Source organism: Halomonas sp. EF61 (assembly GCF_040147045.1).
Classification (GTDB): domain Bacteria; phylum Pseudomonadota; class Gammaproteobacteria; order Pseudomonadales; family Halomonadaceae; genus Halomonas; species Halomonas litopenaei.
This window is the reverse complement of sequence record NZ_JAMSHM010000002.1, coordinates 466,205-478,590: the sequence shown is the minus strand read 5'-3', so window position 1 is coordinate 478,590 and position 12,386 is coordinate 466,205. Positions and strand designations below refer to the sequence as shown.

The 12,386-nt window shown below is 61.9% G+C and carries 9 protein-coding genes; 4 read left to right on the top strand and 5 right to left on the bottom strand.

Annotated elements, in window-relative coordinates:
• Window positions 1-178 precede the first annotated feature (178 nt).
• Entirely contained in the window at window positions 179-823 is a 645-nt protein-coding gene (locus tag NFI08_RS11030; RefSeq protein ID WP_213228402.1) for a GntR family transcriptional regulator, read from the bottom strand.
• Between the two features lie 104 nt (window positions 824-927).
• A complete protein-coding gene (locus NFI08_RS11025) occupies window positions 928-2,511 on the bottom strand; it encodes a BCCT family transporter (protein WP_349589356.1) in 1,584 nt (527 codons plus the stop codon).
• Between the two features lie 382 nt (window positions 2,512-2,893).
• On the opposite strand from NFI08_RS11025, the gene NFI08_RS11020 reads away from it, so the two are divergent.
• The 4 genes from NFI08_RS11020 (at window position 2,894) to NFI08_RS11005 (ending at window position 8,545) form a co-directional block, all read left to right on the top strand.
• Window positions 2,894-4,552, top strand: a complete 1,659-nt coding sequence (locus NFI08_RS11020; protein WP_349589353.1) for a GMC family oxidoreductase — start codon at window positions 2,894-2,896, stop codon at window positions 4,550-4,552.
• Window positions 4,553-5,662, top strand: a complete 1,110-nt coding sequence (locus NFI08_RS11015; protein ID WP_286984839.1) for a mandelate racemase/muconate lactonizing enzyme family protein — start codon at window positions 4,553-4,555, stop codon at window positions 5,660-5,662.
• A complete protein-coding gene (locus NFI08_RS11010) occupies window positions 5,659-7,146 on the top strand; it encodes an aldehyde dehydrogenase family protein (RefSeq protein ID WP_349589350.1) in 1,488 nt (495 codons plus the stop codon). The genes NFI08_RS11015 and NFI08_RS11010 overlap by 4 nt, the downstream gene beginning before the upstream one ends.
• A 460-nt stretch (window positions 7,147-7,606) precedes the next feature.
• A complete protein-coding gene (locus NFI08_RS11005; protein WP_349589347.1) occupies window positions 7,607-8,545 on the top strand; it encodes a LysR substrate-binding domain-containing protein in 939 nt (312 codons plus the stop codon).
• Between the two features lie 187 nt (window positions 8,546-8,732).
• Here the strand turns inward: NFI08_RS11005 and NFI08_RS11000 are convergent, their stop codons facing one another.
• The 3 genes from NFI08_RS11000 to NFI08_RS10990 form a co-directional block, all read right to left on the bottom strand.
• Window positions 8,733-10,370 (bottom strand): BCCT family transporter, encoded by a 1,638-nt coding sequence (locus tag NFI08_RS11000; RefSeq protein ID WP_349589343.1) that lies wholly within the window; start codon window positions 10,368-10,370, stop codon window positions 8,733-8,735.
• Window positions 10,371-10,540: 170 nt separating this feature from the next.
• Window positions 10,541-11,128, bottom strand: a complete 588-nt coding sequence (locus NFI08_RS10995) for an HD domain-containing protein (RefSeq protein WP_213228390.1) — start codon at window positions 11,126-11,128, stop codon at window positions 10,541-10,543.
• Complete coding sequence (locus NFI08_RS10990) at window positions 11,129-12,271, bottom strand: TauD/TfdA family dioxygenase (protein WP_349589339.1); 1,143 nt, start codon at window positions 12,269-12,271, stop codon at window positions 11,129-11,131. It abuts the gene before it with no gap.
• Window positions 12,272-12,386: the final 115 nt, after the last annotated feature.

The following is a 12,386-nucleotide window of genomic DNA, read 5'->3' as shown; positions in this document are numbered from 1 at the left end:
GCACGGCAAGGGGCTTCGACCAAAGTGGAGGGCGCATTGTACGCGTCTGACCCGGTGGCTAGCTACTCGAGAACCGGGCGGCACCGTCAGCTTCCGGCCGGCGGGGCAGGGAAGGCCTTTGAAACGTGGAGTGAATCTTGGCGGTACGTCGTGAGTGGGGAGGGTTGGCAGGCTCGGTTTAGCCTCGTGTGTTGGTGGGCGTGTGTAAACGGGTGAAGCGGTCCCGTGATACCGTCAAGTGCTTGTCCAGCTCCCGCTCGGCCAGGAAGGTGTTGCGCTTCAGGGCGTTGGCAATATCGTAGTGCCCAGCGTTGGATAGATCGAAGGTGCGGGTCATGTTGTTGCGAGCGAGGCGGATCTTGTCTGCCACCAGGCGATAGGAGTCGATGAGATATTGATTGCCGGAAGATTCGATCAAGGTCATGTGGTATTGGTAATCGAACGCTTCATAGCTCAGCCAGTCTTCTTTCGAGATGGCCTCATCCATCTGATGGCACAGGGTCAACAGACTGTCTGAGAGGGATAGCACATCTCGAGACATGTGCAGGGCGCCAATCTCCATCATCTTTCGGTACGCCATGAGCTGTTCAAGCTCGGTCAGCGTGGGGTTCCAGATCCTGTTGCCGCTCTTGGGTGAAATGGTGATCAGTCCTTCATGCTGCAGGCGTTTCAACGCCTCGCCTACCGGGCTGCGTCCAATCCCGAGGCCCTCGGTCAATTCCTTGATCGAGATCTTCTGGTCCAGGGCATAGGTGCCTTTCAGGACGCGATCCTTGATGATGGTATATGCCTGCTGCGACATCGACTCGGCACCGTCGGCCATCCTTCTTCTCCTGTTCTTGCTCTTCAGACCGTATCCGTTCCGCCGTGACAACGGGCGAGGTGCCAATGACACCAAGCCCGTGTGTTTTACTGTCGATCGTGGACTTAGTCCAGTTCGGGCGATACTGCGCCGGTATTGACTGGTGCATCGATGCCAGTGGTGGTCGGCGTTAGATACTTCTTGCCATCGATATCTCGCACCGCCGTTTCGTTGAACAGATCCCGATTCAGCATCAGCATGAAGCTACGTCCGACGATGGCGATGACGAAGCACAGCGGGAACCCCGTCAGGATCGATATCGTCTGTAGTGGCGTCAAGCTTTCTGGATTGAGGAAGTAGAGCGCTGTGGAGACCAGCCCGACCAGCACCAGCCAGAACGACGCGTTATAGCGTGACGCCTCCTGCTCGGGAAGCAGGGTCTTTTGCGTCGCCGAGGCTAGTGAATAGCCGACCGCACATTGACCGCTGACATAGGACAGCAGGGCTACCAGGCCGAACACCACGATGAACAGTCCTGCGGCAGGCAGTTGCTCGAGCATGGCCTTCACCACCTCGCCGCGACCCGCCTCGTTCATCACCGCGATGAGGTCCAGTTGGCCGCTGGTCTGGAGGTGGATGCCGAATGCCGGAAAGACCATGTAGAACACCATGCAGCCTAGCGACCCGGCCACCAGGCCGGCGAAGACGATTCCCCGAATGGTCCTGCCACGCGATATCTTGGCGATGAAAAGTCCGTAAGGCAGGGCGTAGACGACCCACCAGGAGAAGTAGAAGATCGTCCAGGCTTGGGGAAAGCCGGTATTGCGAATAACGTCTGTGGCGAAGCTCATGTAGACGAAGTTCTGGAGCATCAGGCCCAGCCCGTCTACCGATTGGTTGAGCGTGAAAGACAGCGGGCCACACGCCAGGACGCCCACCAGCAAGGCAATATCCAGGCGGACGTTGAAATTGGACAGGCGAGCGACGCCTTTCTGCAGGCCGAGGATCAGCGCCATCATCGGAATGGCGGTCCACAGAAATATCACGAAGACGTCGAGTACCGGGTTGCCTGCCTGTATGCCAAATGCGTAGGCGAAGGTGCTCGAAATAAGCGGCGTGCCAAGGGCGATCGACGTCATGACGCCGCCGATGATGCCGAACATATACAGAAAGTTGATGGCGTGACCGACCAGGCCATCGGCCCAGCGCCCTAGCACCGGGCGAGTCAGTTCACTGAGTTTCAGGTTGCGTTGCTTGCGGACGTACATGGCATAGCCGATCGGTATCGCGCAGGCGATATACCAGGCCCATGCCGAGGGGCCCCAGTGAAACATGCCGAACGCGCTGGCCCAGCGTGCCGCCTCTGCACTACCGGGCTCGGCGCCGAAGGGAGGCGACTGCATGATCCAGATCCATTCGGCGGCGCTGAGGTACAGCAGGCTACCGCCGGTGCCCGAGGTGAAGATCATGCCCAGCCAGGTGAGGGTCGAGAATTCTGGACGAGTGTCGCGGTCTCCCAGAACCACCTTGCCGTAACGCGACATCGCCAGATACAGGCAGAAGCTGATCGCGCCGATGGTGGCCAGCAGGAAGAACCAGCCAAGTTCGTTGGTGGTGAAGGCGTGAATCTGATGGAGGAGGCTCCCGCTCTGCTCGGGCCAGAGGGAAAAGACCAGAGCCAGTAGCAGGGTGAGGAGGAGTGCAGGCATGAACACCGCTGGATCGATGCCGGCGATTTCCTTTGTTATTTTCTGATAGCGCATGGGCGAAGCCTTTGCAGGTGAAAACAAAAACCCTGTCGAAGCAGGGGGCAGGCGTGTTGTGGCTATCTAAAATGCTAGTTTAGGGGTTGTCTTTCAACTGCTGTGCGAGGGTGATGTCGTGTCAGAGCGAGAGATGTCACTGAGTGGGCCCTTGTATTTCCATAAAAAACAAACATATGAAGGTTTGTTGTGTTTTGGTTAAAGGTTTTTCGCTACGACAAAAGTCTATGCTGTTGTGATGCGTATGACTATTTCGCGTCTTCACAACACCAAATCTAGAATGTTAGATTGTGGTCAGTCATCACCTTTCCTGGCTGGAGCAGCCCGCATGGTTTCAGAGGTCGACATCATCATCATTGGAGCAGGCTCCGCCGGCTGTGTATTGGCGGAAAGGCTGTCACAGGATTGCGATCGACAGGTGCTGGTGATTGAGGCAGGAGCACGCGGCAAGACGCCGACAATCTCGGTGCCGGCGGGGTTCGTCCATCACTTCAACAGTCCTCGCTACAACTACTGCTATCGCTCCGAACCTGAGCCCGAGCTGGGGCAGCAGCGGGTTTACCAGCCCCGGGGGAAGGGGGTTGGTGGCTCCGGTGCGATCAACGCCATGATCTACGTGCGTGGTGATCGGCGAGACTTCGATGACTGGGCTGCGGTCAGCTCTCCACGTTGGTCCTATGACGCTGTCCTGCCCTATTTTCGGCGCCTGGAGCGACACCATAGCGAGGACACAAGGTATCACGGTCGTGATGGAAGCATTGGGGTCCTTTCCACCCGGGATAGTGCCCCCGAGCTTTGCCATGCCTTCTTCGCTGCCTGTGACGCGACCGGACTGCCGAATAATCATGACTTCAACGGCGAGCGCCTGGATGGCTATGGCTTCTACGACATGAATGTTCGGGCCGGTCTGCGTTCATCGAGCGCTCGGGAATACCTGACCCCGGCGCTGAAGCGCTCGAATCTGTCGCTGATGACGCAGACCCAGGCGAGGCGACTGGTGTTCGAGGGGCGACGTGCCGTCGGTGTCGAGGTCGCGTGCGGTGGCGAACGACGCACGATCAAGGCCCGTCAGGAGGTAATCCTGTGTGCCGGAGCGGTGGATTCCCCGAAGTTGTTGCAGCTTTCTGGCGTTGGTGACGCCAAGGCGTTGGCGCGACTGGGCATCGACAGTGTCATCGACAACCCCAGGGTTGGGCAGAATCTGCAGGATCATTTGTGCGGCAGTCTGTTCTTCGAGAGTCGCGAGCCGACACTCAACGTGACGCTTGGCCGGCTGACGGGCAAGTTGCGGGCTGGCTGGGACTACGTGAGTCGCCGCCAGGGTCCCTTGGCCTTTGGCGTCAAGCACGCTGGTGCCTTTGTCCCCCTCGAGGGGACGGGGGTGTCGGGTCGCGGGGAGCACCCGGTGCAAGAGAGTGGCGATGGTCACGCCAAGGCGCAGGTGTTCTTCAATCCCATCTCCTACGCCCTGCCGGAGGAGGCCGGGGGGCGCCTGGTGTTGCATCGGCACGCCGAGGTGTCGCTTTTCTACAATGTCTGCCGACCCTACAGTCGCGGCTCCGTGACGCTGAAGAGCGCTGACCCCGACGATGCGCCGGCAATTCACAATCGTTACCTGTCCGATGCTCGTGACAAGGCAGAACTGCTCGCGGCCTTTCGTCAGGTTCGCAGTCTGGCCAGCGCGGGGCCGCTCAAGGACATCCTGGTCGATCACCGCGGATACGCCGATATGCACAGTGACGAGGCCATTCTCGACGACTTCCGGGCGTCGTGCGGGTCGATCTACCACCTCTGTGGAAGCTGCGCCATGGGTACCCGGCTCGAGAATTCGGTCGTCGACCCGTCACTCAAGGTTCACGGAGCCGAGGGCCTGAGGGTCGTCGATGCGTCCATCTTTCCCAACATTACCTCCGGCAATACCCAGGCCCCCACCTTGATGGTGGCCGAGGTGGCCGCCGACATCATTCGCCAGTCCTGGAACACTTAGATGAAAATCAAGAAGGTCGAATCTTTCTACAGCGAGGACGTTGGTATCGTCCGCGTCACCATGGCCGACGGCAGCCAGGGCGTGGGCCAGGTGTCCACCTACAACGCCGACATCAGTGTCGAGATCATGCATCGTCAGGTGGTTCCCTGGTTCGAGGGGCGCGATATCAACGGGATTGATGATATCGCTGACAGCGTGGCCCTGGTGCTGGAACGCCAGCACAAGTTTCTGGGCTCCTATCTCTATCGCGCGCTGTGCGGTGTCGAGACGGCGCTGTGGGACTGGCTCGGCAAGGCTCATGACAAGACGGTCTGCGAGCTACTCGGTGGTACGGTTCGACCGCTCAGGGTCTATGCCTCCAGCATGAAGCGCGACATTACCCCCGAGCAGGAAGCTGAACGCTTTCTACGCTTGCGTGATCGCCACGGCTATGACGCTTTCAAGTTTCGTGTGGGCGCCGAGTGCGGTCGTAACCAGGATGAATGGCCGGGGCGCACGGAGGCGATCATCCCGACCATTCGTCGAGCCATGGGGCCTGACGTCGACCTGCTGGCCGACGCCAACAGCTGCTTTCGCCCAGAGCGCGCCATCGAGGTAGGGCGTCTTCTGCAGGACAATGGCATCCAGCATTTCGAAGAACCCTGCCCCTATTGGGAAATGGAGTGGACTCGCCAGGTCACGGCCGCGCTGTCGCTGGACGTCACAGGGGGCGAGCAGGATCACTATCTGCCGGCCTGGCAGAAGATGATCGATGACCGCGTGGTCGACGTGCTGCAGCCAGACATCTGCTACATGGGCGGCATCACACGCACCCTTCAGGTGGTGGAAATGGCCCGCAAGGCTGGGCGTGTCGTGACCCCTCACACCGCGAATCTCAGCCTGGTGACCATCTTCACCCTGCACCTTCAAGGGGCCATCGACAATGCTGGCCCTTATCTCGAGTTTTCCATCGAGGAAGACGACTACTATCCCTGGCAGTACGGCATCTATGACAACTTCCCGGTGGCCAAGGATGGCAAGGTTGCCATCCCCGACGAGCCAGGCTGGGGCATCCGCGTGCGCCAGGACTGGCTGGAATCCGCCCACTACCGAGCGAGCGAATTGACATGACAGCACTCAAGACTCTTTGCGAGAAAGCCGGCGTGATCGATCCGACGCCGCACCTTACGCCGCAGCACTTCATTGACGGGCGGTGGCATACGTCTACCTCGGGCGAGACTATCGAGGTTACCGATCCCGGCAGCGAAAGCACGATTGCACACATCGCCAGGGGCACCCCGGAAGACGTCGAGGCTGCGGTAAGCGGCAGCCAGCGTGCCTTCGAACACTGGCGCCGCCTTGCGCCTGCCGCGCGGGCCGAGCACCTCTTTCGTCTTGCCGACACGGTGCGGCGTAATAGCGAACTGCTCTCGGTCATCGAGTGTCTGGATTCGGGCAAACCCTACGCCGAGGCCGAAGCCGATATTCAAGGGGCGGCATCACAGCTCGCCTACTATGCAGGGCTAGCAGACAAGATCGAGGGAAGCACCACCCCCCTGGGCGACGGGTTTGTCTCGATCAATCGCCGCGAGCCGGTGGGGGTGACCGCCCACGTCGCTCCGTGGAACTTTCCGCTGTTGACCGCCGTACGCGGGATCGCCCCGGCACTGGCGGCCGGCTGTACCGCGGTCGTCAAACCGTCCGAGCTGACGTCGCTGTCCACGCTGGTCATGGCGTCCTTGTTCAGCGAAGCCGGCCTGCCCGACGGTGTGGTCAATGTCGTGACCGGCTATGGTCACGATATTGGCGATGCCCTGACGTCCCATCGTCTGGTTCAGCACGTGACCTTTACCGGTTCGGTTGCGACCGGGAAGCAGGTAATGAAGTCGGCTGCCGACAATGTTTCCAGCGTGCTGCTGGAGCTTGGCGGCAAGTCCCCTGCCGTGGTGCTGGCCGACGCCGATATCGACAAGGTCGCCGAGGACATGGTCTGGGCGATCTACTACAACGCAGGCCAGGTATGCACCGCCGGTTCGCGCCTGGTGATCCATGAGTCCCAGCACGAAGCCTTCATGCAGGCCTTTCTGCCACGCGTGGCGGAGCTGACATTGGGACATGGCCTCAAGGGACGAGACATCGGCGCTATCAACTCCGCCGGCCACCTGGCCAAGATTGCCTCCTTCGTCGACGACGCCAAGGCGCGCGGCTTGACCATCCGCTGTGGCGGAAATGTTACCCGTGACCCTGAGAGCGGCAAGGGGCTCTTCTTTGAGCCCACCGTGATTGATCGACTGGAGCGAGATGATCGACTGGTGCAGGAAGAGATTTTTGGTCCGGTCCTGGCGGTGCAGGTGGTCGCCAGCGATGAGGAAGCCCTCGCGATTGCCAATGGCACCGACTACGGCCTTGCCGCCTGTGTCTACAGCCGCGATGTCGCCAGGGCGCTTAAACTTGCCGCCGAAATCGATGCAGGTCAGGTCACCATCAACCAGTACTTTGCCGGCGGAATATACGCACCGGTCGGTGGCACCAAGCACTCAGGGTTTGGCCGAGAAAAGGGCCTTTTGGCACTCGACAATTACCTGAGGAACAAGAACGTGACGGTCAAGCTCTAGGGCTTGTCTGAAAAGTGCCTGCGCTCGGTAATACGGCGTTAAAAATCGGCTGGTGCGCCAGCCCGGTCAAAATGCTCATTTACACCCCGTAAACTGCGCTTTCTCACCGATTTTTGCCTTGTCTAACCTTCGCTCGTCGACTTTTCGGACAGCGCCTAGCGTCCCTGGACGGCTGAATGATACCGCGCCACCCGTGTGGTGGTGCGGTATCGAGCTCTGTTCACCCGTCTTCCCCATGCCAAACGCTCGGCCGGGTGATACTTGGCCGAGCGCCCCTCTTGCCTGGCATCTGCCTGCCGATTCCCTCACCATATCCCCTTCAGATCACCGCACCCTTCGCGGTGCGCTCGCCAACCGCCTGCCTTGCACTGGATGGCTGGTGCTATCTGCCGTTGTCTGCCGCTGTCTGTCACCCCAGGGGCGTCCCTGCAAACTACCCGGCCCATCACATCTTCTGCCTATGAACCCCAACCCCGCTTCCATGAAGTCGCTGATCGCCTTCGAGGCCACGGTCCGGCTCGGCTCCATGACCGCCGCCGCGGAGGCCGAGCGAACCACCCAGCCGACCATCTCCCAGCGAATCCGGGGGCTGGAGGAATACCTGGGGTTGGTACTGTTCGACCGGCACGGCGGCCGGCTGAGCCTGACCGTCGAGGGCGAGCGCTTCTACCGCGAGATGGCGCCGAGTCTCACCACTCTCAGAGACACCTGTGATCGCTTCGTGCGCCACGGCCAGGGGCCAGCGCCAACGGTCGTCATCGCAGCCGACGCGGGTTTTACCCACCTGTGGCTGTTGCCTCGGCTACCGGCGCTCAAGCGGGCCTTTCCCGACTTCAGCTTTCACCTGATGCCGATCGACCGCTCGGACGATCCGCAGCTGCTGGCCGCCGACATCGCGATTCGTTTCGGGCCTTATCTGCCCCAGGAAGAAGGGCGGCTGGTGGCCCGGGAGGCGGTCTTTCCGGTGTGCAGCCCTGACTACGCGCAGGCACATGGGCTATCCGGCCCCCTGTCAGCACAGGACCTGTCACGGCTCTCGCTGTTGCACCAGGACATCAGGAATCCGCGCTGGCTGGACTGGGCCCAGTGGTGCCGCCATGCGGGGCTCACTCCACCCCCGGCGGAGGATATCTTCGCCTACCACAACTACGCGCTGTTGCTGAACGCGGCGCTGGCGCATCAGGGCGTGGCGCTGGGCTGGTCGAACCTGGTCGAGGAGTATCTGGTCACCGGCCAGCTCACTGCCCTGGGACCGCAGGTTACGCGGGAAGACTATGGCTACTGGCTGAGCGTCAAGCACCAGCGCAGCGCGGTCACGGAGCCGGTCAGGGACTGGCTGCTGGACGCGGTGCATCGTGGCGAGGGTGCCACCTCGGGAGATCCGGGGCGGTTGCGCTGAGGGGGCGCCAGATCGGGGCTGATAAGACGCACTGACGCAAAGCAGGGCATGCGTTGGGCGTGGATGCGTTCGCCATGGTGATGGCAAAGGTGCAGAGAGGTAGAGAGGGGCGAGGAGAAAGAGCGGGCGAGAATAGAGAGGGGCGGGGCACAGGACCCCGTGCCCGATGTGGGCACGGGGTGACCTGTCAGCGCCGGCGCGGGCGCAGTCGGAAGCCTTGGCGATAGGGATCGCCCGGTTCGCGGAACAGCGAGAGCAGCACGCCGAGGGTCATGACCAGGATGACCACGCTGACCGGCAGGGCGGCAGCGATCAGGGCGGTCTGCAGGGCGGAAAGCCCACCGACCACCAGCAGCACGGCGGCCACCAGGCCGATCACCACACCCCAGAAGACGCGGAACAGCTTGGGCGGATCATCATCGCCCAGCGACAGGATGGTGGTCAGCACCAGGGTGCCGGAGTCTGATGAGGTGATGAACCAGCTCATCAGCAGGAACACCATCATGGCCGACAGCACCCAGCCGAAGACGCCAGAGCCGACGATCCCGTCCGCGGTGGCGAACAGCGCAGACGGCAGATCCCAGGCGCGCACCATCTCCATGATGCCGGCAGTGCCAGCGCCACCGGCGGCGTTCAGCTCCTGGTGGATGGCGTTGCCGCCGAAGATGACCAGCCAGACAAAGGCCAGCAGCGTCGGTACCAGCAGCACACCGAGGACGAATTCGCGCAGGGTGCGGCCCTTGGAGATGCGAGCGATGAACAGCCCGACGAAGGGAGCCCAGGCGAGCCACCAGCCCCAGTAGAAGATGGTCCAGGCCTGTTGCCACTGGCTGGTACCGGATTGTTCGGCGTACCACAGGCCCATGGGAATGACCTCGGTGGCGTAGTCCGCCAGCGTCTCGCCGAAGGTCTGGATCAGCCACAGGGTCGGCCCGCCGAACAGGAAGATGCCGATCACGACCGCGGATACCCAGATGTTGAGCACCGAGATGATGCGGATGCCCTTCTGCACGCCGCTGACCACCGAGATGATCGACAGCGTCGAGATCACCGCGATCAGCACCAGTTGGGTCGGCAGGCCATCGTCGATGCCGAACAACTTTTCCAGTCCCACGCCCATCTGACTGACGCCGAGTCCCAGCGAGGTGGCTACACCGAACACGCAGCCGAGCACACCGAAGATGTCGAACAGGTGCCCGGCAGGCCCGAAGATGCGATCGCCGATAAAGGGGTAAAGCGCCGATCTTAACGCCAGCGGCAGGCCCTTGCGGTAGGCGAAGTAGGCCAGCGACATGCCGACGATGACGTAGATCGCCCAGCCGTGCAGCCCCCAATGGAAGACCGTCACCCGCAGCGCGTCGATGGCGCGCTCATGCCCGATGGCGGTGGCCCCGGCCATGTCGGCGTGGGGGTTGTTGGGGTAGCCGAAGGAGTCGGTATTATCGAGATAGAAGATCGGCTCGGCGACACCGAAGAACAGGATGCCGATACCGATGCCGGCGGAGAACAGCATCGAGAACCAGGCGAAGTTGCTGAACTCCGGTCGGCTGTCGTCGGTGCCCAGGCGGATGCTGCCGTAGCGACTGCAGACGATAAAGGCGCAGACCACCAGCAGGGCGACCACGGTCACCAGGTAGTAGCCGCTGAAGGTGCCCTCGATCCAGGCGCGTGCGGTGCCGAAGACCACGGCGGCGGTGTCGGAACTGAGACCGGTGAACAGTACGAAGAGCAGGATCAGCGCCCCTGACGTGATCGTCATGCCGCGGTGCATGCCCTGGAAGGGGCCGCGTTGTTCGAGTTCGGTCACCTTGTAGTCGGTGCCCATTACCGCGTGGGGATTGTCGTCGGGGGGAGACCCCGGGGAAGATGATTCTGGAGTAGCGATAGTCTGTGTCCTCTTGAGCCGGACCTCGGGCCGGCGATCCCGCTGCCGCTACCGTGAGCGGCCTTGTCGGCGCGGCGGCTCGGGGCGAGCCGCCGCGTCAGACCTGTGGCTCATGGCTCCAGCGGATGCTCCTCGCCGATCACCTCCGGATCGAAGGGCTGGCGAGCGAAGATGCGCCGCAGCATGGGCTCGAAGTGTTCCAGTGGTGGCGTCGGATAGTCCGGATCGAACGCCGCCTGATCGTAGCGTTCACAGAAGTCCACGCAACTCTGGTACCAGGGATGGTCCCGGTAGCGATCGCGTTCGTGCGGATCCTCTCCGAAGTGGTGCGCATAGTACACTTTTTGGAACAGTCCGTGGTGATGGATCACCCAGGTCACTTCGGCGCGCACATAGGGCCGGATGATGGCGGCGGCCAGCTGGGAGTGGTTGTAGGGCGCCAGGTCGTCACCGAGATCGTGCAGCAGCGCGGCCACGATCATGTCCTCGTCGGCACCGTCGGCTTCGGCCCGTGCCGCCGACTGCAGCGAGTGTTCCAGGCGCGTCACCTGGTAGCCGCTCAGGCTGTTCTCGAGTCGGCGCAGCGCGTCCAGCAGGCGGTCGACCAACCCCTGGTTGAAGTTATCTTCGAGTTGCTCGAGAAAGACGTATTCCTCCCGAGTCCCGTCCTTCATCTGGCGAAACGTGACCTTTTCCATTCAGGCGATCTCCTCGATGGACGCATGTTGTTTCAAGAGACTGGCGAAACGCTCCCGCGGGCCGTCGGTATCCAGGTAGCAGCCCTGCAGGTGGCGCTGTCCTTCGTTGCTGTCATAGCTGGTGCGGCCGTGTAGTACGCGACTGTTGTCGAACAGCATCAGTTCGCCGGCGCCGAGCGCGAAGCGTACCTCGTAGGTCGGGTCGGCAAACAGCTCGCCAAGGCGCTGGCGGGCGCGGTGGAACAGCCGTGTCTCGGCGTCGGAGAGCAGCGGCAGGCCATCCAGGCGCGGGCTGTAGTGAACGCCGGTGGGGCGACCGTCGTCATCGGTCTGGATCATGGTGCGCTGGGTCACCAGCTGGGTGCCGGCGTCGACGAAGCGAAAGCGTACCGGGGTATGTTTCAGTAGCTCGTAGCCCTCGGGGGTCTCCTGGCGTAGCCGCTCGAGTACCTTGAGGCTGTCGACCAGGGTGGACAGGCCGCCGCTGGTCTCGTTGACCAGACAGTGCAGCAGCTGGATACCCGGCACCGGGTTGCGGTAGGGGTTGTCGGTGTGGGGACCAAGCGCCACGCTGCGATAGGCCAGGTCATTGCCGCTGGGGCGTGAATAGACCTCGAAGTAGCGACCGAAGTTGGTTTCCTTGACGTAGCCATAGTGGCTGCCGACCTGAAGGATGCGTTCCGGGTCGGTGGGTACCTTGTAAAGCACCAGGTAGCCGAAGCGCAGATAGGCATCCAGTGACTCGCGAAAGACGTCGGGGTCGTCAAGCACCTGGGTCCAGTCAAAGCGCACCTTGTTCTGATCGAGCGAGGCGTCCCAGGGTTCGGCGGTCGGAAACAGCTCGCTTTCACCGAGTTCCTCGGCCAGGACGCGCAGATCGTAGGTCTCGCGATGGCCGTCGCTGAAGGCCAGCGCCACATGCTGCTCATCGACCTGGGTGGCCTGGGTCAGCGTCAGATTCGCGTCGATGGCGTGGGAGTCGAACAGCCGTTGCTGGGTCATCGGCTCCAGTTGATCCGGCGCCTGGGTACGTTCGCGCAGCCACAGCGGGCTGATCTCGCGTGACTGCTGGCCGTCGACGACAACGACGGCCGGGGGCTGTTCGTGGATGACGAACTCAGGGCGGGAGGTTGGCTTTCGCATCGCGGGTCTCCGGTGTCTGGCAAGCGTTCGGCGCGCATGCTGAGCCATCTCCCGGCGAAGGAGTAGAGGCGCTGGCTTATCCTCCACCATGCATTTTTCTTATACCCTCCAGTGC